General features: G+C 71.5%; 21 protein-coding genes and 1 rRNA gene. All 22 read right to left on the bottom strand.

Annotation, left to right across the window (positions count from 1 at the left end; genetic code table 11):
- Positions 1–53: 53 nt before the first annotated feature.
- Positions 54–1,376, bottom strand: coding sequence for a glutamate-5-semialdehyde dehydrogenase (locus AB0K60_RS00110; RefSeq protein ID WP_364046589.1), 1,323 nt, complete (start codon positions 1,374–1,376; stop codon positions 54–56).
- 9 nt (positions 1,377–1,385) lie between these two features.
- Complete coding sequence (gene proB, locus AB0K60_RS00105) at positions 1,386–2,525, bottom strand: glutamate 5-kinase (protein WP_364046586.1); 1,140 nt, start codon at positions 2,523–2,525, stop codon at positions 1,386–1,388.
- Positions 2,526–2,724: 199 nt separating this feature from the next.
- Positions 2,725–4,074: a GTPase ObgE gene (gene obgE, locus AB0K60_RS00100; protein ID WP_364046583.1), complete on the bottom strand. Its 1,350-nt coding sequence runs from the start codon at positions 4,072–4,074 to the stop codon at positions 2,725–2,727.
- Positions 4,075–4,194: 120 nt separating this feature from the next.
- Positions 4,195–4,452: a 50S ribosomal protein L27 gene (rpmA, locus tag AB0K60_RS00095; RefSeq protein WP_364046580.1), complete on the bottom strand. Its 258-nt coding sequence runs from the start codon at positions 4,450–4,452 to the stop codon at positions 4,195–4,197.
- A 22-nt stretch (positions 4,453–4,474) separates the two neighbouring features.
- Positions 4,475–4,789, bottom strand: a complete 315-nt coding sequence (rplU, locus tag AB0K60_RS00090) for a 50S ribosomal protein L21 (RefSeq protein ID WP_364048113.1) — start codon at positions 4,787–4,789, stop codon at positions 4,475–4,477.
- A 212-nt stretch (positions 4,790–5,001) separates the two neighbouring features.
- Positions 5,002–7,920, bottom strand: coding sequence for an Rne/Rng family ribonuclease (locus AB0K60_RS00085; RefSeq protein WP_364046577.1), 2,919 nt, complete (start codon positions 7,918–7,920; stop codon positions 5,002–5,004).
- Positions 7,921–8,025: 105 nt separating this feature from the next.
- Positions 8,026–8,808, bottom strand: a complete 783-nt coding sequence (locus tag AB0K60_RS00080; protein ID WP_364046574.1) for a TIGR03936 family radical SAM-associated protein — start codon at positions 8,806–8,808, stop codon at positions 8,026–8,028.
- Positions 8,809–9,127: 319 nt separating this feature from the next.
- Positions 9,128–11,050 carry a TIGR03960 family B12-binding radical SAM protein gene (locus AB0K60_RS00075; RefSeq protein ID WP_364046571.1) on the bottom strand — a complete coding sequence of 641 codons (1,923 nt, stop codon included), beginning with the start codon at positions 11,048–11,050 and terminating at the stop codon, positions 9,128–9,130.
- 118 nt (positions 11,051–11,168) lie between these two features.
- Positions 11,169–11,348 carry a hypothetical protein gene (locus tag AB0K60_RS00070; protein ID WP_364046568.1) on the bottom strand — a complete coding sequence of 60 codons (180 nt, stop codon included), beginning with the start codon at positions 11,346–11,348 and terminating at the stop codon, positions 11,169–11,171.
- A gap of 85 nt (positions 11,349–11,433) precedes the next feature.
- Positions 11,434–12,330: an aminoglycoside phosphotransferase family protein gene (locus AB0K60_RS00065; RefSeq protein ID WP_364046565.1), complete on the bottom strand. Its 897-nt coding sequence runs from the start codon at positions 12,328–12,330 to the stop codon at positions 11,434–11,436.
- Complete coding sequence (locus AB0K60_RS00060; protein ID WP_364046562.1) at positions 12,330–13,772, bottom strand: hypothetical protein; 1,443 nt, start codon at positions 13,770–13,772, stop codon at positions 12,330–12,332. Before AB0K60_RS00060 ends, AB0K60_RS00065 begins: the two co-directional genes overlap by 1 nt.
- Positions 13,773–13,974: 202 nt before the next feature.
- A complete protein-coding gene (locus tag AB0K60_RS00055; RefSeq protein WP_364046559.1) occupies positions 13,975–14,232 on the bottom strand; it encodes a hypothetical protein in 258 nt (85 codons plus the stop codon).
- A 187-nt stretch (positions 14,233–14,419) separates the two neighbouring features.
- Positions 14,420–15,586 (bottom strand): rod shape-determining protein RodA, encoded by a 1,167-nt coding sequence (gene rodA, locus AB0K60_RS00050; RefSeq protein WP_364046556.1) that lies wholly within the window; start codon positions 15,584–15,586, stop codon positions 14,420–14,422.
- Positions 15,583–17,637: a penicillin-binding protein 2 gene (gene mrdA / locus AB0K60_RS00045; RefSeq protein WP_364046553.1), complete on the bottom strand. Its 2,055-nt coding sequence runs from the start codon at positions 17,635–17,637 to the stop codon at positions 15,583–15,585. The genes rodA and mrdA overlap by 4 nt, the downstream gene beginning before the upstream one ends.
- Positions 17,634–18,149, bottom strand: a complete 516-nt coding sequence (gene mreD, locus AB0K60_RS00040) for a rod shape-determining protein MreD (RefSeq protein WP_364046550.1) — start codon at positions 18,147–18,149, stop codon at positions 17,634–17,636. The genes mrdA and mreD overlap by 4 nt, the downstream gene beginning before the upstream one ends.
- 1 nt (position 18,150) lies before the next feature.
- A complete protein-coding gene (mreC, locus tag AB0K60_RS00035; RefSeq protein WP_364046547.1) occupies positions 18,151–19,206 on the bottom strand; it encodes a rod shape-determining protein MreC in 1,056 nt (351 codons plus the stop codon).
- On the bottom strand, positions 19,206–20,237 hold the full coding sequence (locus tag AB0K60_RS00030; RefSeq protein WP_364046544.1) for a rod shape-determining protein: 1,032 nt from the start codon (positions 20,235–20,237) through the stop codon (positions 19,206–19,208). Before AB0K60_RS00030 ends, mreC begins: the two co-directional genes overlap by 1 nt.
- A 335-nt stretch (positions 20,238–20,572) precedes the next feature.
- A complete protein-coding gene (gene ndk, locus AB0K60_RS00025; RefSeq protein ID WP_364046541.1) occupies positions 20,573–20,983 on the bottom strand; it encodes a nucleoside-diphosphate kinase in 411 nt (136 codons plus the stop codon).
- Between the two features lie 162 nt (positions 20,984–21,145).
- Positions 21,146–23,083 (bottom strand): hypothetical protein, encoded by a 1,938-nt coding sequence (locus tag AB0K60_RS00020; RefSeq protein WP_364046538.1) that lies wholly within the window; start codon positions 23,081–23,083, stop codon positions 21,146–21,148.
- Between the two features lie 11 nt (positions 23,084–23,094).
- Positions 23,095–23,493 (bottom strand): DUF4233 domain-containing protein, encoded by a 399-nt coding sequence (locus AB0K60_RS00015; RefSeq protein ID WP_364046535.1) that lies wholly within the window; start codon positions 23,491–23,493, stop codon positions 23,095–23,097.
- An 89-nt stretch (positions 23,494–23,582) separates the two neighbouring features.
- Entirely contained in the window at positions 23,583–24,872 is a 1,290-nt protein-coding gene (locus tag AB0K60_RS00010; protein WP_364048111.1) for a folylpolyglutamate synthase/dihydrofolate synthase family protein, read from the bottom strand.
- Between the two features lie 257 nt (positions 24,873–25,129).
- Positions 25,130–25,246: ribosomal RNA gene (gene rrf / locus AB0K60_RS00005) — 5S ribosomal RNA — on the bottom strand.
- Between the last annotated feature and the right edge of the window lie 14 nt (positions 25,247–25,260).

Genomic DNA, 25,260 nt, shown 5'->3' with positions numbered 1-25,260 from the left:
ACCGGGCTGTCCCGAATCCGCCGCCGCGCCGAGCCGGACGCTCCGGACGCGGGTCAGCGCCCGGCGATCACCGTGCCGGAGGCGGTGCGCAGGTGGCCCTCCCCCGTGTAGACCCACTTGGTGGAGGTCAACTCCGCCAGACCCATCGGCCCGCGCGCGTGCAGCTTCTGCGTGGAGATGCCGATCTCCGCGCCGAAGCCGAACTCGCCGCCGTCGGTGAAGCGCGTGGAGGCGTTCACGGCGATCGCGGCGGAGTCCACGGTGGCGACGAATCGGCGGGCGTTGCCGACCGAGCGGGTGACGATCGCGTCGGTGTGGGCCGAGCCGTACGCGCGGATGTGGGCGACCGCGTCATCGAGAGAGCCGACGACCGCCGCGGCGATGTCGTAGGAGAGGTACTCGGTGCGGAAGTCGTCCTCGGTCGCCTCGACGACCGTGACGCCGTCCACCCCGCGGGCCAGCTCGACGATGCGCGGATCGCCGTGCACGGTGACCCCGGCCTCGGCGAGCGCGCGCAGCGCCTTCGGCACGAACTCCTCGGCGACCGCCTCGTGCACCAGGAACGTCTCGGCGGCGTTGCACACCGACGGCCGCTGGGCCTTGGAGTTGACGAGGATCTCCACGGCGAGGTCCAGGTCCGCCTCGGCGTCGACGTACACGTGGCAGTTCCCCACGCCGGTCTCGATCACCGGCACGATGGACTCCTCCACCACCGAGTTGATCAGCGACGCGCCGCCGCGCGGGATCAGCACGTCCACCAGTCCCCGCGCCCGCATGAGGTGCTTGACCGAGTCGCGGGTGACGCCCGGCACGAGCTGCACCGCGTCCTTGGGCACCTCGGTCCCATCCAGCGCGTCCCGCATGATCGCCGTCAGCACCGTGTTGGACTCGTACGCACTCGACGATCCGCGCAGCAACGCCACGTTTCCGCTCTTGAGGCACAGCGCCGCCGCGTCCACGGTGACGTTCGGCCGCCCCTCGTAGATCATGCCGACGACGCCGATCGGCACCCGGATCTGCCGCAGCTCCAGCCCGTTGGGCAACGTGCTCCCCCGGACCACCTCGCCGACCGGGTCGGGCAGGTCGGCCACCTGCCGCACCGCCTCGGCGATCTTCTCGACGCGCCCGGCGTCGAGCCGCAACCGGTCGATCATCGCCTCGGCGACGCCGGCCTCGCGGGCGCGGGCGACGTCCTTCTCGTTCGCCGCCACGATCTCGTCCGTACGGCTCACCAGCGCGTCGGCGATCGCCCGCAACGCGGCGTCCTTGGGCGCGCGCGGCAGCGGGGCCAGCAGTGCGGCGGCGGCCTTGCCCGCGCGGGCCACCCTCAGGAAGTCGTCGGCCTCGCGGGCTTCGGCCCTCTTGGAGTCGGCCATCATGCTCTCCTACGATCCGGTCAGGGGTTCCAGTATGACGATGTCGTCGCGGTGGATGAGCTCACGCTCGTACTCGGGGCCGAGCGTGGCGGCCAGCTCGCGCGTGGACCTGCCGAGCAGGTCGGGGATCTCGGCGGCGTCGTAGTTGACCAGGCCGCGCGCCACCGCCTCCCCGTGCGGGCCGCACAGGTCCACCGGGTCGCCCACGGAGAAGTCCCCTTCGACGCCGGTGACGCCGGCCGGCAGCAGCGACTTGCGCCGCGCCACGATCGCCTCGACCGCCCCGGCGTCCAGGTGCAGCCGTCCGCGCCCGGTGGTGGCGTGGGCGAGCCACAGCAGCCGGGTGCCCGGGTGCCGCCCGCCCGGGTGGAAGTAGGTGCCGACGTCGGACCCGGCGAGCGCGTGGGCGGCGTGCGCGGCGGCGGTCAGCACCACCGGCACGCCCGCGCCGGTGGCGATCCGCGCCGCCTGCACCTTGGTGATCATGCCGCCGGTGCCGACCCGCCCGGACCTGCCGAGCTCGACGCCGACCAGGTCCTCGGGCCCGCGCACCTCGGCGAGCCGCCGCGCGCCGGGCCGCCGGGGGTCGCCGTCGTACAGCGCGTCCACGTCCGACAGCAGCACGAGCGCGTCGGCGTGCGTCAGGTGGGCGACCAGCGCGGCGAGCCGGTCGTTGTCGCCGAAACGGATCTCGTCGGTGGCGACGGTGTCGTTCTCGTTGACGACCGGGACGATGCCGAGCTCCAGCAGCTTGGCCAGCGCCCGCTGGGCGTTGCGGTGGTGCGCGCGGCGCATCATGTCGTCGGCCGTCAGCAGCACCTGGCCGACGCGCAGGCCGTACCGGGCGAAGGAGGAGGTGTAGCGCGCGACGAGCACGCCCTGGCCCACCGACGCGGCGGCCTGCTGGGTGGCGAGGTCGCGCGGTCGCGCCGACAGCCCGAGCGGGCCGAGCCCGGCCGCGATCGCCCCGGACGAGACCAGGATGATCTGCCTGCCCGCGGACCGCTGCGCGGCGAGCACGTCCACCAGCGCGTCCACCCGATCGCCGTCGATGGTGCCCTGCGGCGTGGTCAGCGAGGACGACCCCACCTTGACGACCACCCGGTTCGCCGCCCGCACCAGCTCGCGGTCCACTGCCTCACCGTCCATTTCGCGCCATTTCGCGATCGGGTACGGCGCCCGCCACGAACCCCGCCCCACGATCGGCTCCACTGCCACCAGTCACGCTCTCCACCAAATCATCGGCGCCATCTCCGCCCGCACACCGGCCCCGCCGCCACGGCCCACACCGGGCCCGCGCAGGCCCGCGCAGGCCCGCCCGCCGCCCGCGATCAGACGCCGCCCGCGATCAGACCAGGCGCTCGTCGGTGCCGCGTGGCCCCATGTGGGCCTCGGCGGAGACGTCCGGCCGCCAGTCGAAGACGTAGCCGCCCTCCAGTGGCCCGATGACCACCGTGACCCCCTCCACCGCGCCCGCCTTGGCGAGGGCCTCCTCGACGCCGAGGCGGGCCAGGCGGTCGGCCAGGTAGCCGACGGCCTCGTCGTTGTTGAAGTCGGTCTGCCGGATCCAGCGCTCGGGCTTCTCCCCGGTGATCTGGAAGGTGTCGTCGTCCACGCGCCGTACCTCGAATCCGGCCTCGCCCAGCCTCGGGGGCCGGATGACCAGGCGGGTCGGCTCCTCGACCGGCCGCGACGCGCGGTCGGCGGTCACCATCTCCGCCATCGCGAACGACAACGGGCGCAGCCCCTCGCGCGCCGCCGCCGACACCTCGAAGACCTTCAGCCCGCGCTCCTCCAGCATCGGCCGCACCAGCTCGGCCAGCTCCCGCGCCTCGGGCACGTCCACCTTGTTCAGCACGACCAGGCGCGGCCGGCCCTCCAACTCGCCGTACGCCTCCAACTCGGCCTCGATCACCTCGTAGTCGGTGACCGGGTCGCGGCCCGGCTCAAGGGTGGCGCAGTCCAGCACGTGCACGATGGTCGAGCAGCGCTCGACGTGCCGGAGGAACTCGTGCCCCAGCCCCTTGCCCTGGGACGCGCCGGGGATCAGGCCGGGTACGTCGGCGACGGTGAAGACGACCTCCCCGGCGGTGACGACGCCGAGATTGGGCGCCAGGGTGGTGAACGGATAGTCGGCGATCTTCGGCCGGGCCGCCGACAGGGCGGCGATGAGCGAGGACTTGCCCGCGTTGGGGAAGCCGACGAGCGCCACGTCCGCGACGGTCTTCAGCTCCAGAACCAGGTCGAGCTCCTCGCCCGGCTCGCCGAGCAGCGCGAAACCGGGCGCCTTGCGCTTGGTGGTGGCGAGCGCCGCGTTGCCGAGGCCCCCGTGCCCACCCTGCGCGGCGACGTAGCGGGTGCCGACGCCGACCAGGTCGACCAGGACCTCGCCGGTGGCGGCGTCCTTGACCACGGTGCCGTTGGGGACCGGCAGCACCACGTCGGCGCCGTTCGCGCCGTCCCGGTGCGAGCCCATGCCCTGCTTGCCCGACTCGGCCTTGCGATGCGGGCGGTGGTGGTAGTCGAGCAGCGTGGAGGTGTTGGCGTCCACCTCCAGGATCACGTCGCCGCCGCGCCCCCCGTTCCCGCCGTCGGGACCGCCGAGCGGCTTGAACTTCTCCCGATGAATGGAAGCGCAGCCGTGTCCTCCATCACCCGCCTTGATGTGGAGGACCACCCGGTCCACGAACTCAGCCACGGCCTTGCCCTCACGCTCCCCTTGATGACGATGCGCTCACCCGGTGAGCGCCATCACGCAAATGAGGCGGATCGAAAGCTCGATCCGCCTCATCGTGTGACGTTTTCCTACGTCGCGGATCTACTCCGCGACCGGGACGATGCTCACGGCCCGGCGCCCGCGCCGCCTGCCGAACTCCACATGCCCCGCGACCAACGCGAAGAGCGTGTCGTCGCCACCGCGGCCGACGTTGTCGCCGGGGTGGAAGTGCGTGCCCCGCTGGCGGACGATGATCTCGCCGGCGTTGACCAGCTGGCCGCCGAAGCGCTTGACGCCGAGCCGCTGAGCGTTGGAGTCACGGCCGTTCCGGGTGGACGAAGCACCCTTCTTGTGTGCCATTTCGGTTTCCCCTTCAGGCCTGCTACTGCCCGGCGTTCATGCCGGTCACCTTCACCCGCGTGTACCGCTGGCGGTGACCCTGGCGCTTCTTGTAGCCGGTCTTGTTCTTGTACTTGAGAATGCGGATCTTGGGGCCCTTGGTCTCGCCGAGGATCTCGGCGGTCACCTGGAACCGCTTCAGAGCCGCGGGGTCGGTGGTGACATCGCCGTCGTTGACGACGAGCACCGCCGGCAGAGACACCGTGGCGCCGACCTCACCGGCGACCCTGTCCACCTCGAGGACATCGCCGACGGACACCTTCTGCTGCCTGCCGCCGCAACGGACGATCGCGTACACCGCGGAACCCTTCTTCTGACTGCTCTCGCTGAGATGCTTCACCGTCGCATCGGGATCGGCGACGTGGCGGGTGGCGCGGAAGACGGCACCACCGGATGCACCGATTGATTAGGGTACCGGATTTCCGGCCCCCCGGTCGAACTGACGCCCACGCCGATCACGATCTTGCTCGTTCCGGCCGCACACGGACGGCGTACGGCCGGAACCCACCGCTACTCCGCCTGCTTCACCCTGCGGGTACGCCGCCGGGCCCGCCCCGAGGCCACCTCGCCGACCGGCTCCTCGGCCGCGTTCAGCGCCCCCGTCACGGTGTCGCGCGCGGCCACCGCCGAGGCGGCGACCGCGGCGTCGGCCATCTTCTCCGCGACCTTCTCGGCGACCGCCTTCTCGATGGCCATCTTGCCCTGGGTGCCGCGCGGCTCCGGCTTGCCGTCCACCGGCTCGGTCGAGGTGATCAGCCCGCGACCGCCGCAGCAGTCACACGGCGTGGAGAACGCCTCGAGCAGCCCCTGCCCGACCCGCTTGCGGGTCATCTGCACCAGCCCCAGCGAGGTCACCTCGGCGACCTGGTGCTTGGTGCGGTCCCGGGCGAGGCATTCCAGCATGCGCCGCAGGACCAGGTCCCGGTTGCTCTCCAGGACCATGTCGATGAAGTCGATCACGATGATGCCGCCGATGTCGCGCAACCGGAGCTGGCGGACGATCTCCTCGGCCGCCTCCAGGTTGTTGCGGGTGACGGTCTCCTCCAGGTTGCCGCCCTGGCCGGTGAACTTGCCGGTGTTGACGTCGATGACCGTCATCGCCTCGGTGCGGTCGATCACCAGCGAGCCGCCGCTGGGCAGCCACACCTTGCGCTCCAGCGCCTTGGCGATCTGCTCGTCGATGCGGTAGGCGGCGAAGACGTCGCCCTCCCCCTCCCACCGGGACAGCCGGTCCTCCAGATGGGGCGCGACGTAGCGCACGTACTCCTGCACGGTTGCCCACACGTCGTCCCGGCTGCCGTCGCCGGCGACGACCAGGGAGCTGAAGTCCTCGTTGAACACGTCGCGCACGACGCGGATGGTCAGGTCGGGCTCGGAGTACAGCAGTTCGGGCGGGCTGGAGGACTTGGTCTTGCGCTGGATGTTCTCCCACTGCGCCGACAGGCGGGCCACGTCCCGGCTGAGCTCCTCCTCCGAGGCCCCCTCGGCGGCCGTACGCACGATCACCCCGGCGTTCTCCGGCATGACCTTCTTCAGGATGCTCTTGAGCCGGGTGCGCTCCTTGTCGGGCAGCTTGCGGCTGATGCCGGTCATCGAGCCGTCGGGGACGTACACCAGATAGCGGCCGGGGAGGCTGATCTGGCTGGTCAGGCGGGCGCCCTTGTGCCCGATCGGATCCTTGGTGACCTGCACGAGCACCGACTGGCCGGACTTCAGCGCCGACTCGATGCGCTTGGGCTGGCCCTCCAGGCCGGCGGTGTCGAAGTTGACCTCGCCCGCGTACAGCACGGCGTTGCGGCCCTTGCCGATGTCGATGAAGGCGGCCTCCATCGACGGCAGCACGTTCTGCACCTTGCCGAGGTAGACGTTTCCGACGTACGACTGGCTGGACTCGCGGTCGACGTAGTGCTCGACGAGGATGCCGTCCTCCAGCACCGCGATCTGGGTGCGACCGGCGTGGCGGCGCACCACCATGACCCGCTCGACCGACTCGCGGCGGGCCAGGAACTCCGACTCGGTGATGATCGGCGGACGGCGGCGGCCCAGCTCGCGGCCCTCGCGGCGGCGCTGCTTCTTCGCCTCCAGCCGGGTGGAGCCGCGCACGCCCTGCACCTCGTCCAGGCTCGTGGGCCGGCCGACGCGGGGGGCGCGGATGCGCACGACGGTGTTCGGCGGGTCGTCCCCCGCAGGCTCCTCGCCCTCCTCGTAGGCGCGTCGCCTCCGCCGCCGCCTGCGGCGCGAGCCGGTGACGACCGTTTCCTGCTCCTCGGCGGGCTCGGCCTGCTGCTGGTCCTCGGCCTCGGCCTCGTCCGCCCCGGCCTGAGCGGCCTCCTCGGCCTCGCCGCTCGACTCCTCCGTCTCCTCGCCGTCCCGGCCGCGGCTGCGGTTGCGCCCGCCTCTGCGGCGACGCCGACGACGGCCGCCGGTCTCGTCGGAGGTCTCCTCCTCGCCGCGCTCGACGGCGTCCTCGGCCTCTTCGGCGTCGTCGGCCTCGGCGATCTCGTCGATCTCCGGCTCGGGCCCGCGGACCGGCTCCCACCGGGCACGCGCCTGGTACGGCTCGGGCGCCTGGAAGATCGGCTGGAACACCGCCGTGGGGGGCTGGAAGAGCACCCCGGGCGTCTTGGCGCGGCGCAGCGCCTGGGTGGCGAGCCCGAACGGGTCTGCGAGCAGGTTCCCCGTCGTCTCCTCGTCCTCGTCCTCATCCTCGTCGTCGTCCGCCGCGGCCTCCTGGTCGACGGCGTCGTCTTCGTTCTCCTCGGTCAGGTCCTCCAGGTCCTCGCCGGGGGGCTCGTCGTCGAGCGGCTCCTCCTCGGGCAGTTCGTCCTGCTCCGCCGCCACCGGCTCCGGCGCGTCCGCCGTGCCAACCTCGGGGCCCGCCTCAACGCCTGCTTCGGTGCCCACCTTGGCGCTCGGCTCGTCGCCGGTGCCAACGCCCGGTTTCGCACCGGCCTCGGTCACCGCATCGGCGGCGGCGAGGGGCGTCTCCTCCGCCGGTGCCGCCTGCCTGCGCGTACGGCTGCGCCGCGGTGGGGCGGCCTCCGCGTCCTCGGCGGCGGCCTGTGTCTTGCGCGTCCTGGTGCGTCGTGGCTTGGCGGGCTGTTCCGCCTGTTCCGGTTGGTCCTGCCGCGCCGTCGCCGCGCTCGGCGCCACCCCGTCCGAGGTGTTCCGCTCCGGCTGCGTCGCCTCCCCGCCCGCGTCGGCCTGCTCGCCGGGCGCCGGTTCGGGTGCCGGTTCAAATGCCGGTTTGGGTGCGGGTTCAGGCGCGGGTTCGGTCAGCAGTCCGGCCGCGCGCTCGGCCTCTTCCGGCGGCGGACCGGCCGGCCTGCTGGCGGCACGGCGACGCCGAGTGACCTTCGGTGTCTGTTCTGTTGTCGAGTTGTCGCCGGGGCCTGCGGCCCCCGCTGTGGTCGGCTCGTTCTCGAGCATGCGGGCGCTCTCCCGTCAGCTCCCGGGCACGTCGCCGCGCCGCGCGGGAGCCATCGTCTCTCTCGCGGTCCGCCGGGCCCGACCAAGGGCGCCGGCGCCAAAGTCCTATAGGTCGCCTAGGTCGCCGCCGACGCGCTGCCCAGCCGATTCCGTCCCGCCGCCGCGAACGCCGCGGTCAAGGTCGAGCGGGTCGGCAGGCTCACCGGTCGCCGCGTCGAGCGGTCCCTGCGCCAGCCGGGTCACCTCGGGGGGTGACGGCGGCGCGAAACCTGCGACGAGACGCAGACCCGTGAGCACGTCGTCGGGTCGAACGGCAGGTGTCAGGTGCCGCACGACCATGCGCAGTATCGCACATGGCCGGGCCTGCTCCTGGCCTGCTGCTTCGCCTGTTCCCCCCGCTACGGCGAGCGTCAGGACCGCCTCCCGGGCGTTGAATCGGCGCAGACCCTTCTTGGTCATGCGCTCGACCTCGACACTTCCGGCGGCGAGAAAACGCTCCGCTGCCCGTGTGACAGCGACCGGATCGGCCCCCGGCAGCCGCACCTCCCACTCCGAGCCTTCCAGCCGGTCGGCCAGGCTTCCGCCGTGCGCCTCGACCACATCGAGCACGTCGATACCGGGTGGCAGCGAGGCGTCGAGGTCGTCACGCAACGCCCGCGGGTCGCAGGGCCGGGTGACGCCGATCTCAAGGTATTCGGCCTCGCTGGCCACGCCCGTGGGGGCGGCGCCGGCGTAGGAAATCTTCGGGTGGGGGGTGAACCCCGCGCTGAACGCCACCGGGATGCCGGCTCGGCGCACCGCACGTTCGACGGCGCGCGAGATGTCGCGGTGGCTGGTGAAACGAAGACGACCGCGTTTGGCATATCGCACACGCAGGCGCTGCACCACAGGCGCGGGTGGAGGCCCATCGGGAACAGGCTTCAGGGTCAGGTGTTCCTTCCTGTGTGTGTCCGTGTCGGTATGTGAAGGTGACGCCTCCACATACCGCTTATCCTCCCAGGATAAGGCCAAAGTCTGGTACCCCTGATTGCCGATCGCGTATGGCCCGGCCCGGGGCGCCCGGCGACCCGTCCCGCAAAGGCGCTGGTAGAGGCGCTTTTCAGACCATCGCGGACCATCCCCCGCCCCGACATCACCGGCCCCGCCGTACCCCGCCGTACCCCTCCGTGCCCCGGGGCGCAGCGGAGCACGCCTCAGGGCACGGACGTCACAGCACGGTGAGCGGGAGCAGTTTGCGCCCGGTCGGGCCGATCTGAATCTCGGTCTGCATCGAGGGGCAGACGCCGCAGTCGTAGCAGGGCGTCCAGCGGCAGTCCTCGACCTCGCCGCCGGCGATCGCGTCCTGCCAGTCCTGCCACAGCCACTCCCGGTCGAGGCCGGCGTCCAGATGGTCCCAGGGCAGCACCTCGTTCTCGTCGCGCTCCCTGACGGTGTACCAGTCGAGATCGACGGCCTCGTCGGCCAGCGCCTTTTCGGCGCATTCGGTCCACCGCTCGTAGGAGAAGTGCTCGCTCCAGCCGTCGAAGCGTCCCCCGGCCTCCCATACCGCCCTGATCACCTTGCCGACCCGGCGGTCGCCGCGCGACAGCAGGCCCTCGACGATCGACGGTTTGCCGTCGTGGTAGCGGTAGCCGATCGCCCTGCCGTACTCCTTGTCGGAGCGCAGGGCGTCACGCAGCGCCTTGAGCCTGCGGTCGACCGTCTCGTGGTCGGTCTGCCCGGCCCACTGGAACGGGGTGTGCGGCTTGGGCACGAAGCCGCCGATCGACACCGTGCAGCGGATGTCCCGCGACCCGGTGACCTCCCGGCCGGCCTTGATGACCTTCTTGGCGAGATCGGCGATGCGCAGCACGTCCTCGTCGGTCTCGGTCGGCAGGCCGCACATGAAGTACAGCTTCACCTGCCGCCACCCCTGGCTGTAGGCGGTGGTGACGGTGCGGATCAGGTCCTCCTCGGTGACCATCTTGTTGATCACCTTGCGCATGCGCTCCGATCCGCCCTCCGGGGCGAAGGTGAGCCCGGAGCGGCGGCCGTTGCGGGAGAACTCGTTGGCCAGGTCGATGTTGAAGGCGTCCACGCGGGTCGACGGCAGCGACAGGCTGGTGTCGGTGCCCTCGTACCGGTCGGCGAGGCCCTTGGCGATGTCGGCGATCTCCGAGTGGTCGGCGCTCGACAGCGAGAGCAGGCCGACCTCGTTGAAGCCGGACTCCTTGAGCCCCACCTCGACCATGTCGCCGATCGTGGTGATCGAGCGCTCCCGCACCGGCCGCGTGATCATGCCGGCCTGGCAGAAGCGGCAGCCGCGCGTGCAGCCGCGGAAGATCTCCACGCTGAACCGCTCGTGCACCGTCTCGGCGAGCGGCACCAGCGGCTTTTTCGGGTACGGCCACTCGTCCAGGTCCATCACGGTGTGCTTGTGCACCCGCCACGGCACCCTCGGCCGGTTCGGCGCCACCCGCTTGATGCGGCCGTCGGGGTGGTACTCCACGTCGTAGAACCGGGGCACGTACACGCCGCCGGACTCGGCCAGCCGCAGCAGCAGCTCGTCGCGCCCGCCGGGCTCGCCCTCCTGTTTCCACTCGCGGATCACCTCGGTGATCGCTATCGCGACCTGCTCGCCGTCGCCGAGCACCGCCGCGTCGATGAAGGCGGCGATCGGCTCGGGGTTGAACGCGGCGTGCCCGCCCGCCAGGACGATCGGATCCGCCTCGCCCCGGTCCGCCGACTCCAGCGGGATGCCCGCCAGGTCGAGCGCGGTGAGCAGGTTGGTGTATCCCAGCTCGGTGGCGAACGACACGCCGAGCACGTCGAAGGCCCGCACCGGCCGATGCGCGTCGACGGTGAACTGCGGCACGCCGTGCTCGCGCATGAGCGCCTCGAGGTCCGGCCAGACCGCGTAGGTGCGCTCCGCCAGCGTCTCGGGCAGCTCGTTCAGGATCTCGTACAGGATCTGCACGCCCTGGTTGGGCAGCCCGACCTCGTACGCGTCCGGATACATCAGCGCCCATCGCACGGACGCCTCGTCCCACTCCTTGACGGTCGAGTTGAGCTCACCCCCGACGTACTGGATCGGCTTCTGCACGTGCGGCAGCAGCGGCTCCAGGCGGGGAAACAGTGACTCGACAGACATGGCACCAGCCTAGCCGCGATGCGGACCCCGCCAGGCCGGTACGCACGCGCGACCGGCACGGGCGGATTCCCCGGCCCCGCTTGGGAGCTCGCACACCCAAGCACTCGGGCCGGGGCGCTCACACCGGGGCGGGGCCGGGAATGTCGATGTCGCTGCCGCTCATCATGAGCACGACATGCCCCTCGTAGCAGGTCATCTCGACCGCGATCACGCCGGGCGCGAGATTGTGCAGGGCGCGGACGTGGTTCGCGGGCAGCAGCATGCGCCGGTCGCACTCATCGCAGAAAACCAGGAACATGGCGATCACCCTCCCCGCCGCGTAAGGGGCGTGACCCCATTCTGCCGGATACCGCCGCAAAAATCCTTGACTTAGGCAAAGATTTTCAGAAGGCGTTCCACGGCCGGTCGTCGCCCGCCTGCAGCGACGTGAGGCGCAGCCTCAGCTCCTCGTGGGCGCGCGGATCCCGATGCGCGTTGCGCAGCACGGCGGTGAGCGTCTGCAGCTCCCGCATGTCCCGCAGCACCGGATACCCCGGCCAGGCGGTCATGTCGTACCCGTACGCGTCGCAGAACGCTTGGCGCTGTTGCTCGGTCAGCCCGAAGCGCACGCCCGTCAGGGTCGGGGCGAGGTCGATCTCCCTAGGCCCGGCGCTCACCGAGTCCCAGTCGCACAGCAGGAGCCGCCCAGAGGTACGCAGCAGGTTTCCACGGTGGGCGTCACCGTGGATCAGCCCGTACGGCAGGCCGAACTCCAGCCGCTCGTAGTAGGACTCGGCGAGCACCGAGCACCGCTCGACGAGCCACGCCCGGTCCTCAAGGGTCAGGACGCGGCAGGCGTCGATGGCCCGCCTGACCGAACCGAAGGGATCGTACGTCGGCAGGTCGAACGGCACCTGAGGCAGCGCGTGCAGGTGCCGCAGCATCGCACCGAGCGCCGCCGGCTCGGGGAGGGGCCCCACATGCCCCTCGTGGTACCAGAACGTGACGAAGAAGCCCTCCGCCGCGATCGGCTGGCGCACCTCAAGCGGGCGGACGGCGGGGAAGTCCTGCTCGATCAGCCACCGCGTCACCCGCACCGAGGTGAGCAGCCGCTCGTACTTGCCCGGCGTGGCCGCCTCCGCCAGCCGCAGCACGACGTTCTCCCCGGGCAGCTCGTACACCAGGTTGGCGTAGTCGCGCATCAGACGCGCCCCGGCCGGGTCCAGCCCGGCCTGCGCGCAGGCGAGCTCGATCGCGGCGAGCGCGCGGGGCAGGACCGGGTTCTCGGCGGCGATCGACATCAGCGGCTCCCTTCGGGCAGCGCCCGTGCGGCGGTGTGGGTCAGGCCCACGGAGCAGAAACCCTCGATTTGACGGGCGAGGCGCTCGCCTCCCGGCCGGGCGGCGAGCAGCTCGCGTCCGACGTCGAGGGTGGTGGCGAGATGGCCGATGCGCCGCTCGGGCGGCAGCGCGAGCAGCGGCTCCAGGACCTCCCGGGCGCTGTCCTCGTCGTCGTCGGCCAGGTGCGCGACGACGAGGTAGGCGCGGGTCATCGCCTCGCAGCCGTAGGAGCGCTGGGCGCTGTCGTCGCGTGCGTACAGGTCGAGCGCGCGGCGGCCCTCCTCGATCGCCTTGTCGACGTGCCCCAGGTGCAGCCGGGCAACGGCGGCGTAGTAGTGCTGCTTGGCCGCGGGGAAGGCGAACTCCCCGCCGACCTCCTCGTGCAGCTCGTCCCCGGGCTCGCCGCGGTGCCTGGCCTCGTCCGCCTGCCGCAGCGCCTCGACGGCCTCCCGCTCGCGCGCCAGCACCGCCAGCGCCCGGGCGCGGATCATGTGCAGCCGGGCCGCGCCCGGCCCGTGCGGCAGGTGGGTCACGCCGTCCTCGGCGTACTCCACCGCGTCGGTGTAGCGGCGGTCCCAGAACGCGACCGACGCCTGCATGCCGCGCGACCACCCCATCAGCGAGGTCTGCCCGGCGATGCTGCCGTAGGTGAAGGCCGCGCGGGCGAGCTGATCGGCGGGGACGCGGCGGCCCATGTCCATGCTGGCGTTCGCCATCAGGCCGCTCAGCGCGCCGATCAGGAAGTACAGCTCGATCGCCTGCGGCGGGTGGATGCGCCGTTCGAGCGCCTGGCGGGCCCGCTCCTGCAGCTGGCGCATCTCCACGAACAGCGGCAGCGGGGCGTCGACGACGTACCGGCGGCAGACCCACACCATCTCGGCGCGCAGCCGCTGCAGGGTGCCGGGGCCGATCTCGCTCGTCTCGGCCCGCTCGGCATGCTCGCTGGTCTCCCTCGCCACCGCCGCGACCGGGTCCACCGCCAGCAGCGGGCGGCCGTCCACGGGCGTGTAGTCGCGGGCGAAGCCGAGCTGCACCGGGCCGGTCGCGAACAGCCGGCACAGCAGGTCGGTGTAGTCGCGGTCGGGCCGGGCGCCGGCCTCCCACTCGCGCCAGGACCGCTCGGTGAGGCCGCGGCGGCGCAGCCCCTCGCGGTCGCACATGGCGTGGAAACGCCTGATCGCCTCCTCGACCGTCCACCCGTTCGCCAGCCGGTAGCACTTCAGGCGGGTGACGTCCGGGCAGGTCGCGTGGATCTCCTCGGCCATCTGGCCGACGATCACCGCGGACGGCGGCCCGTCCCGGCCCGCCAGCGTGCGTTCGCGCACGGCCGCGGCCACGCCGTGGACCGAGCGGTCCCGGCCGCGGGCGGCGCCGTGTCCGGAGCCACGGGGGGTGTCCATCATCCTTGCTTCACGTCCCTGCTCGCCGAAGTGATCTCGGGGGCTGTCCGGGTACCGCGCCGGTCGAGCCGATCGGTGGGTTCCTTACCCCGGCAACCGTGGGATCAGTGCGTATCCTGCCGCGAACGCGGGCGGCACGACATGCGGGCCGTCCGCCGCGACGGCGGCGGATTCGCCTCCGCCTCGCCGTGTCCGAAGTCGGCGATCACGCCGTGCGGGGGTTCGACCCGATGGGCGCGACGGTGCCGCCCTTGTGCAACTGCGCGAGAAAGAGTTGCCCGCACAGGCTGCTCGGCGTCTCGGCGAACCACACCTGCGGCGGATCTCCCGCGTCGGCGGCGACCCAGCGGCCCGCGGCGTACACGATTCGGTAGTCGGGAAACGCGTCTCGGAGCAGCCGTAACGCCCGCCGCCGGGTCTCGGCCTCCCATCCCGCCAGGTCATCGTGCGCCGTCTCCCGCATCGCGCGTCCTCCGTCAGGGTTCGTTAAGCCCCGCAACTCCTGGTGTTCCCAGAATGTTCGCTTGACGGCGAAGGCGCCAGTGAGAGCCGGAGCCGCCGAACATGCGGTCGGCTCTCATGTTCCGCCCAACCGGCCGAACCCGACTAGAACCCGGCTAGAACCCGGTTAGAACCTAGCTAGAACCTGGCTATCGAAATGACCGTACCCGGATGTGAATCGCCTGCAACACGCCAATCGCGATCATGTTCGCGAAGGTCGCGGTCCCGCCGTACGACACGAACGGCAGCGGCAGACCGGTGATGGGCATGATCCCGATCGTCATGCCGATGTTGATGAAGGTCTGGAACGCCAGCCAGCACACGATGCCCGCCGCGACCATCATCCCGAACCTGTCCTCGCACTGGCGGGCGATGCGCAGGCCGCGCAGCAGGACCACGCCGAGCAGGATCACCACCGCGATCGACCCCACGAAGCCGAACTCCTCCCCGGCGACGGTGAAGATGAAGTCGGTGTGCTGCTCGGGCACGAACCGCCCCATCGTCTGCCCGCCGCGGAACAGGCCCTTGCCGAACACCTCCCCCGACCCGATCGCGATCAGCGACTGCGTGCTGTTGTATCCGGCGCCGCGCGGATCGCGCGACGGATCGACGAAGGCGGTGAACCGCTCCACCTGGTACGGCTTGAGCACGTCCATCGACCACACCAGCACCGCGCCCACGGCGGCGACCAGCGTGAAGAGGGCGATCCACCGTTTGCGCAGCCCCGAGAAGACCAGCACCCCGACCACGATCACGCAGAACACCATCGTGGTGCCGAGATCCGGCTGCAGCAGCACCAGCGTGATCGGGATCGACGTGGCCACGAGCGACAGCAGCACGTCGAGCCCGCGCGGCCGGTCGGTGCCCTCCACCGGCCGGCCGAGCAGCATGGCGAGCATGAGGATCAGCGCCGGCTTGGCCATCTCGGACGGCTGGAAGGCGAATCCGCCGCCGAGCAGGATCCACGAGTGCGATCCGTTGACCGTCGCGCCGAGCGGCGTGATCACCGCCACCAGCCCGGCCACCCCGGCCAGGTAGGCGAGCGGCGCGTAGGATCGCAGCTTGCGCGCGTCCGCCATGGCGACCGCGCCGAACAGCACCCAGCCGATGGCGAGGTTGAGCAGGTGCTTGTTGATCAGCCCGGTGGGCGCGCCCGCCGCCCAGGTGCGGGTAGAGGACCACACCAGCAGTGCGCCGAACACCGACAGCAGCGCCACCGAGATCAGCAACGCGCCGTCCATCTGCCGCACCGCCGACCGCACCTCCAGCGCCCTGCCCGTGAGGGACCGCCGCTGCGCGGCGACGGCGCGGGTCATGGCGCCACCGTGCCGTCGGGCGCGATGACGGGCGGACGGTCCGGTGGCCTGCTGCCGGGCAGCGCCGGCGGTCTCCCGTTCAGGCCGAAGATGCCCTCATAGATCTTGCGTACGGCCGGCGCCGCCGTCTGGGCCCCCATGCCGCCCTGCGACACCATGACCACCACGACGAACCGCGGGTTCTCCGCCGGGGCGAACGAGGCGAACCAGGAGGTGTCGGCCTTGCCGTACACCTCGGCGGTGCCGGTCTTGCCGCCGACGTTCACCTTGTCGAACGGGAAGCCGGCGAACGCCCCGGCCGCCGTGCCGTCGGACGGCACCTGGCTGAGCGCCCTGCGGATGTAGTCGCGCACATGCCCGGCGATGGGCACCTCGCCCACCACCGGCGGCGTGATCTCCTTGACGATCTTCCCGCCCGGGCTGACGATCGCCCAGCCCACGCGCGGGCTGCGCACCTTGCCGTCGCCGACCATCGCCGCGTACGCCACCGCGAGCTGCAGCGGCGTTACCAGCACGTCGCCCTGCCCGATCGACAGGTTCGCGGCCTCACCGGGCCAGAACTTGAACCCGTCGACGCAGTTCTCGTACGCCAGTCGCTTGAGGAACGCGGCCCTCGCCGGATCCGTCTTGGCCACCTCCGGATACCCGGTCTTGCTGCGCGCGCAGTTGTGCTTGCTGGTCTGCCGCCACAGCTCCTTCTTCCACGCCCGGTCGGGAATCCGCCCCGGCGACTCCCCCGGCACGTCGATGCCGGTTTTGCGGCCGAACCCGAGGGCACGCGCCATCCGCGACATCGGCTCCTTCATGTGCGGCTTGCCGTCGATGCCGCCGTCGCGCTGCCACATCTCGTACGCCGCGCGGTAGAAGATCGTGTCGCACGACTTCAGCAGCGCCGTGTGCAGGTCGATCGTGCCCAGCGGGATGCCGCGGAAGTTGTTGAACGCGCGCCCGCCCACCATGACCGACCCCGGGCAGGCGTACTTGCCCTTCAGCGGATAGCCGTCCTTCACCATCGCCGCCACCGACGACAGCTTGAACGTCGAGCCGGGCGCGAACTCGCCCTTGATCGCCCGGGACACCAGCGGATTGCCCGCCTTCTGCGACAGCAACCGCTCGTACTCCCCGCTGGAGATGCCGCCGGTCCAGATCGTCGGGTCGTAGCTCGGCATGCTCGCCAGCGCGATCACCCGCCCGGTGCGGGGGTCGAGCACCACCCCGGCGGCCCCGTCGGCCTTCGGCTGCTGCCGCATCGCGTCGGCGAGCGCCGCCTCCACCACCGCCTGCACCTTGGCGTCGATGCTCGTGATGAGCGTGTCCCCCGGCGTCGGCGGCACCTGCCGCTCCAGGCCGAGGACCTTGCCCATGCGGTCCACGCCGATCCTGCGCTCACCCGGCCTGCCGCGCAGGTATTCGTCGTACACCGACTCCAGCCCGTCACGGCCGACCAGGTCCATGCCGGAGAAGTCCTTCTTCAACTCTGATTTGCGCTCAAGCTCCTCCTGCGTGACCGGCTGCAGATAGCCGAGCACCTGCGCCGCGTGCCACCGGCCCGGATACTCCCGCACCGCCTGCACCTCGGCCGTCACCCCCGGAAACGCCTCCTGCCGCTCCAGGATCTGCAGCGCCTGCCGCGAGGTCACCCGCTGCGCGATCGGAATCGGCCGGTACGGCGAGCCCGGCCAGCACGGCCGCGTCACCTTCGGCCCGCACGGGCGGATGCGCTTGTCCAGCTCCGCCACCGGCTCGCCGAGCACGCCGGCGAGCCGTTGCAGCACCGATCTGCCGCCGTCCTTCATCTTGCCGAACCGGCCGGGGTCGATCGAGACGACCAGCGCCGCCCGGTTGCGCACCAGCGGCCGCCCCGCCGAGTCGAGGATCTGCCCCCGCAGCGCCGGGATCACGACGTTCCTGGTCCTGGTCTCGGTCGCCGCCGCCACGAACTCCTTGCCGCGCACCACCTGGATGTGCCACAGCCGTACGGCGAGCACCGCCAGCATGGACATCACCAGCACCTGCAGCACGACGAGCCGGCCCCGCCTCGATCGCCTCACGCCCGCCCCCACACCCGCAGCGCGACCGCACGCGGCCGCGACTTGCCGAGGGCGCGCCCGATCACCCACACCACCGCCGGCACGGCGAGCAGGTTGTAGGCCACCAGCGGGATCCACGACCGCACCAGCACCGCCTGCTCGGCCCGGGGATCGCCGAGCAGCGCGGCCAGCCCGGCCGACAGCAGCGGCGCGGCCACGGCGCACGCCACCGCGCACGACAGCACCGCGCCGGGGGCGCGCTCCCTGGCCCGCCCGGCGAAGTATCCGATGAGGCACATCACCAGCGCGTGCTGCCCGATGAGGTGGTCGGAGGGCGGCATGACGTCCCCCGCGAGGCCCGCGGCGAACCCGATCGCCGCCCCGGCCCTCGCCCCCCGCAGGAACGACAGCGTCACCACGACGGGCACCAGCAGGTCCGGCCCGCCGCCGGGCAGCGCGAGCCGGCCGATCACCGAGACCTGCGCGACCAGGACGGCCACGACGGCCAGCACGACGGCGACGCCACGCAGCACCTCAGGCACCCCCGTCCGCCCGCTCGCCCCGGCCGGCGTTCCCGCCTCTGTTCCTGCGCGAGTCCGCGTCCCTGCCCGCGTCCCTGCCCGCGTTGCCCCGCTCGGAGCCCGCGCGGGCGTCACGATCCGTCTCCCCGGCCGTCCTCCCGCCCGTCTGCCCGCCCATCTGCCCGCCCGCCGCGGCCCGGGCGGGCGGAAGCACGGCGTCCCGCGGATCCCGCCGCGGCCCCTGCACCACCACGCCGATCACATCCAGCGCCGAGAAGTCGGCGTACGGCCGCGCGATCGCCATCTTGGTCAGCTCGCCCGGCGTCGGCTCCACGCGCTCGATCACCCCGATCGGCACCCCCGCCACGTACGGCGCGCCCTCCTGGGAGCCGAAGCTGACGATGCGCTGCCCGGGCGTGAGCGTGACGCTGGAGTCGAAGAGCCGCAGCCGCACCAGGGCGTCGCCCATGCCGCGTCCCAGCCCCTTCACCACGCCGATCTCGTTGCCGCCCTCCAGTCGCGCCCCCACCGCCGAGGCCGGATCGGTCAGCAGCGCCACCGTCGAGGAGTGCTCCGACGCCCGGATCACCCGGCCGACGAGCCCTTCGGGGTTGAGCACCGTCATGTTCGGCCTCACCCCGTCGGCCGTGCCGACGTCGATCTGCGCGACCTCCTCCAGCCCCGGCACCCCCCGCCTGGCGATCACCTGGCCCGGCACGATCCGGTAGCCGCCGAGCCCCGCCAGCCCGAGCAGGCGCCCGAGCTGCTCCGAACGCTGCCGGTCCATGGCCCGCGCGGTCAGCTCGGCGCGCAGCCGCCCGTTCTCCCGCTCCAGTTCCTCGATGCGCCGCCGGGCCGAGGGGGCCTCGGCCAGCGTCGCGGCGAAGTCCCGCACGGGCCGCACGAGGTTCGCGCCCGCCCGCTCGACGCCGGAGAACACATCGGCGCCGAGTCCGTGCAGAGCCTCCAGCGGAGAATGTCCGCCGCCCCGATGGTCCACCGTGATCAGCACCAGCGCGGCGGCGAGCAACAGCCCGAGCACCACCCGGGCCCCGCGGGTGTCCCGCATCAGTGCCGGGGCTCCGGAACGAGGACCTGCTGAAGCGCCTCGAAGTCCTCCACGCACTTGCCGGTGCCCAGCGCCACCGAGTCCAGCGCGTTGTCCACCAGGTGGATGGGCATGCCGGTCTCCTCGCGGAGCCGGTCGTCCATGCCGCGCAGCAGGGCCCCGCCGCCGGTGAGCGCGATCCCCCGGTCCATGAGGTCGCCCGACAGCTCCGGCGGGCACTTGTCCAGGGTCGTCTTGACCGCGTCCACGATCGCGTTGATCGGCTCCTCGGTGGCCCTGCGGATCTCCTCGCCGGTCACCACGACGGTCTTGGGCAGGCCGGTGACCAGGTCACGGCCGCGGATCTCCGCCTGGCAGTCCTCGTCCATCGGGCAGGCCGAACCGACCGCGATCTTGATCTCCTCGGCGGTGCGCTCCCCCAGCATGAGGGAGTACTCCTTCTTGGCGAAGCTGATGATCGCCTGATCGAGCTCGTCCCCCGCCACCCGGATCGACTGGCTGGTCACGATGCCGCCCATCGAGATGATCGCCACCTCGGTGGTGCCGCCGCCGATGTCGACCACCATGTTGCCGGTGGGCTGGTGCACGGGAAGGCCCGCTCCGATCGCCGCCGCCATCGGCTCCTCGACGATGTAGACGCGCCGCGCCCCCGCCTGGTACCCGGCCTCCTTCACCGCCCGCTGCTCGACGCCGGTGATGCCGCTCGGCACCGCCACGATGATGCGCGGCTTGGCGAACAGGCTGCGGCGATGGATCTGCTGGATGAAGTAGCGCAGCATGCGCTCGGTCACGTCAAAGTCGGCGATGACGCCGTCCTTGAGGGGGCGGACCGCGACGACGTTGCCCGGCGTACGGCCGATCATGCGTTTGGCCTCGATGCCCACCGCGACGATCTTCCCCGTGGTCGTGTTGATCGCGACGACGGAGGGCTCGTTGAGCACGATTCCGCGCCCCCGTACGTAGACCAACGTGTTGGCGGTGCCCAGGTCGACCGCCATGTCGCGGCCGAGAAAAGCCAGCTTGCTGCCCATGAGGAAAGGAGCCTTCCGTGGTGGTTACAGGAAGGTGGTGCCCCGGAGAGGGCATCTTATTGCTGAACGCATCTGAATCGTAACGGAACGTATCCAGTGCTGGCGCAAGCAGGTCGTCTCGTTCTCGGAAAATCTGGCGGCCCGGCCGCATGACGGCAGTGGCCAAGTCGTGGGCCAGGTCGTGGGCCGGGCAAGGACCTGACCGATCCGCCGGTCTCTCGGCGGCGGCTCCACCTGTGCTCGTGGAGCTCCGATGATCGTGGGGCCGGGTTCACCGGCATGCGAACGCGGAGCCCGGCGTCCTGGTCACGCCGGGCCCCGCGTTCCTGCGCGGATCAGAAACGATCCGGGAAGAAGATCTTGATCTCGCGGGCGGCCGACTCCGGGGAGTCGGAGCCGTGCACGACGTTCTCGCCGATCTCCAGGGCGTGGTCGCCGCGGATCGTGCCGGGAGCGGACTTGACCGGGTCGGTCGCGCCCGCCAGCGCGCGGAACGCCTCCACCGCCCGCGGCCCCTCCAGCACCATCGCCACGAGCGGCCCGGAGGTGATGAACTCCACCAGCTCACCGAAGAACGGCTTCTCGGAGTGCTCGGCGTAGTGTGCCTTGGCGGTCTCGGCGTCCAGCGTACGCAGATCCATCGCCGCGATCTTGAGCCCCTTGCGCTCGATGCGGGCGATCACATCGCCGACCAGGCCGCGACGGACTCCGTCCGGCTTGATGAGGACAAGCGTGCGCTCGGACACGAGGTTCTCCTTATGAGTGGGATGAGAGGGCCGCGAAACACGGCCTGATTAGCCCCGAAGCTTACCGGCCTTCACCCATCCGCCATCCCCGTCCGCCCACCGGCATCCCTGCGATCGCCCCCACAATCGCCCCCGCCCGCCATCCGCGGCCCGCGAAGCCGATCAGGATGTGCCCTCGTCACGACGCTTACGGTCGATCTCGCCCGTGCCTTCCCCATCGGGCTCGCCGCCGCGCACCTCCCCAAGACGATCCAGACGGCCGCCCCCTCCGAACGAGCCGAGGGAGGCTTCGGGAGAAGGGCTCGGCGGCGGCACCACCGGCCGCCTGCCATGAACGGGTTCTCCCCGGGCCACCAGAACGTCCATCGTGCCGGTGGAATGGACCCGCCTGTCCGGAACGAGCCCGACGGGCGCCGTACCGGGATCGGACATGGCCGCGCTCTCGCGATCGCTCTCCGCTCGTTTCTCCCGCGTCGGCCCGGTCTGTACCGCGCCGCTGAGGCCGTCCTCCTTACGGCGAAGCAGGATCGCGGTGAGCACCAGGCCCGCGACGACCGTGAAGCCGCCGATGAGCGCCCACGCGTGCAACGTGGCGACGAACCCGTCGACCAGGGCGCGGGCCGTCGGGTTGGGCAGTTCCTCCAGCGCCCGCACCCGCGCGATCTGCATTCCGGTGCCGAGCAGGAACCCGGCCAGGACGGCCGGAAAGCACAGGGTGAGGGCGAACAGCGCCGCCCCGGCCGATCCCGCCCAGAGCGCGGCGGCCAGCGACACGGCGACGCCGACCGCGACCAGCGTGAACGGTACCGTCAAGATGATGCCGTCGGCGGTCGGAACCAGTACCCGGATGGCGGCGAGACCGACCACCAGGGCGGCCAGACCGGCCCGGACCAGATTCGCCGAGAGCACTTCGCTCCCCCGGAAACCGCGGGCCTCCCCTGCGGCGCCCGGATCGTCCCAGCCCACCCGGACCTTCGGCGTCCTGACGACGCCCGAGGGCTCGGAGTCCCCGTCGTCATGCGATCCGGTACGGCCCCTGTTGCCCGATGCGTCGACCGATGCATAAACCGACGCGTCGGCCGATCCACCCGCCGCCCGCGACCTCATCCGGCCCGCCAGCACGGGCACGGCGAGCGCGAGCACGACCGCGATCGTGAAGGGCAACCACAACCCGAGCAGGCCGGGCCCGCCCACCCCGCCCAGTTCGACATAGGTCGTCTGCGCCGCCGTGGGCAGCACCACGATCCCGGCGATCGTCATCACGATCGCGAGGACCCGTCCGGAGACGCCGTCGGGTGCGCCCAGCAGGCCCAGAGCGAACAGCATGATCACCGAGACCCCGGCGGCCGCGAGCGTGAGCGCGGCCAGCCAGTCGAAGGTCGTCCCCAGGGCCAGCGCCGCGATCCCCGCGGTCGGCGCCACCGCCGACAGCAGCCGCCCGCCCGCGATCACGGTCGGCCGCGTCGCCCGGGACTCCCCGCTCACCAGCCACAGCACCAGGTAGACGGCGCCGATGGTGAGGGCCAGCCCGGTGATCAGCGGATAGGGCTGCAGGGTCACCCGCCATGAGGTCGCCTGGTCCAGCGGCCACAGCGCCAGCGCCTGCGCGGTCAGCATGCTCGCCGTGAGCGCCCCCGCCCACAGCGCCAGCAGCGCCCGCCGTGCCCCGCCCTGCCGCTCCCACGCGGCCAGCAACGTGGCCGGCATCAGCAGCCCGGCCCCCACCCCGTGCAGGCCGCGCAGCACCCCGGCCACCAGCGGCGTCGCGGCGAAGCCGCCCGCGGCCTCGGCGGCGGCCAGCAGGGCCAGCCCGGCCAGCAGCAGCGGCGCGGCGTGGAACCGCCGGGCGGCGAGAACCGCGAGCGGCACGGTCAGCAGCATCGCCGGAAGCGACATTCCGTGCGCTCGGATCATGGCGGCACGGGAGACCTCGGGCGGAAGGAGGTCCCCGACCACCGAGACGGTGTTGGGGATCGTGACGATCGCGAGAGGAATCGCGAGCGCGATGAGGAGCCCGACCACGATGTCGAGCACCACCGGGACACGGATGGCGCGGGCGACACCGAAAGCCCGCGCCCGCTGAATCTGGGGGACGGCCATGTCGGCCGACTTTAGCGTGAAGTCACGCCCTCGACACGGTGAGCGACGAATATTGCTGTGAACCACAAGGCGGCAAACAGGACGCCAAGGAAGAACATCGTCGAAACCAGAAACCCGGTCGCGATCGCCAGCACCTGCATGACGGTCCCCAGCGTGTACGCCAGCGGCTTGCGCAGCATCGCCGCGAGCACCACGCAGCAGACCGCGAGCCCGAGCCCGACGGACACCGCCACGACCGGCGCCACGTTCCCCACCGTGATCGCCACCGGGGTGATCAGCCCGAGGACGACCGCCTCCATGCCGAGCACGCCCGCGCACAGCCGTCGCACGCCCGGCGTGACCTTGATCCGGCCGGTCAGCACGGCCGACAACAGCCGTCCCCCGCCACCGTTCGTGCCGTCACCACTCATATCCACAATCCGCCTTAAGAGGGGTCATCCCGACGCTCGCCGTCGTTCCCGCTCACCCGTCACGTCATCGTCCGCCGCTCGCCGCCCGGCTACTTGTCGCCCACCCGGAGCAGGCTCCTGGCGTCGCCCGCGGTGACCACCGAACCGGTGATCAACACGGCTCCGCCACCGAGATCGTCCACCTGATCCGCGAGGCCGACCGCCACGTCGATCGCGTCGTCCAGCCGCGGCACCTCGTGGACCCGCTCGGCGCCGAACACCCCGCGGGCGAGCTCCGCCAACTCGCCGACGTCCATCGCCCGCGGCGAGGAGTTCTTGGACACGACCACCTCGCTCAGCACGGGCTCCAGCGCGTCCAGCATGCCCGGGACGTCCTTGTCGGCCATCATCCCCACCACGCCCACCAGGTGGTTGAACGAGAAGGACTCGGTGAGCGCCCGGAGCGACGCCTCCATCCCGCCCATGTTGTGAGCGGCGTCGATCAGCACCGTGGGCCCGCGCCTGACCACCTCCAGGCGTCCGGGCGAGCGCACGCCGGCGAACGCCTGCCGGATCAGTTCCTCGCCCAGCGGCTCGGCCGTGCCCGCGAGCGTCTCCACGGCCGCCAGAGCGCACACGGCGTTACTCGCCTGGTGCTCGCCGTACAGGGGGAGGAAAATCTCCTCGTAGACGCCCTTGAGGCCCTGCAGCCGCAGCAACTGGCCGCCTACGGCGAGCTCCCTGTGCAGCACGCCGAACTCCAGCCCTTCCCGCGCCACCGTCGCCTCGACCTCGGCCACCCGGCGCATCAGCACCTCGGCCGCGGGCAACTGCTGCTGGGCGAGCACGGCGATCGAACCGGGCTTGATGATCCCGGCCTTCTCCTGCGCGATGCTGCGGATGTCGGGGCCGAGATAGTCGATGTGATCCAGCGAGATGGGCGTCACCACCGAGACCGCGCCATCGGCCACGTTCGTAGCGTCGAACGAGCCGCCCATCCCGGTCTCGAGAACCACGACGTCCACCGGCGCGTCGGCGAAAGCGGCGAACGCCATCGCCGTGAGCAGTTCGAAGAACGAGATCCGCACGCCCTTCGCGTCGATCATCTCGACGTACGGCAGGATGTCGGTGTAAATCTCGCTGAACCGCTCCTCCGTCAGCGGTTCACCGTCCACGCAAATACGCTCCCGCATCGTCTGCAGGTGCGGACTGGTGAACCTGCCCACCCGGAGATTGCGCTCCCGCAACAGGGCCTCGGTCAGCCGCGCCGTACTCGTTTTGCCGTTGGTGCCGGCGATGTGGATGACCGGGCAAGCCCGCTGGGGCGACCCGAGCAGATCCATCAACGCACTGATCCGCTCCAGCGTGGGCTCGAACTTCCACTCCACGCCGCGGTCCATGATGGCCCGCTCAACCTCTCGATATTCCACGCCAGAAGCCTACCGACGCCCCTCACCCCCACCACCCACCACTCCAGATCGCACATCCGGCCCACCGGCTTTCAGCCCGCCCTGACGCCATGCTGATGACGATCGTTTGCCCGGCTGCCACCGCCCCGCGCCAGCGACCAGAACCAGGCAAGCACCCCCGGACATGCGAAAGCCCCCGGACACCGAGACACAAATCCCGGCCCGAGGGCCTTTCACACTATGAAGATGTCCGGCGGCGTCCTACTCTCCCACACCCCTTCGAATGCAGTACCATCGGCGCTGGAAAGCTTAACTACCGGGTTCGGAATGTGACCGGGTGTTTCCCTTCCGCTATAACCGCCGTAACCCTACCAAACAC

Source organism: Thermopolyspora sp. NPDC052614 (assembly GCF_040678635.1).
Taxonomy (GTDB): Bacteria; Actinomycetota; Actinomycetes; order Streptosporangiales; family Streptosporangiaceae; genus Thermopolyspora.
The sequence above is the reverse complement of the archived record's forward strand: the minus strand, read 5'-3'. Positions and strand labels throughout refer to the sequence as shown.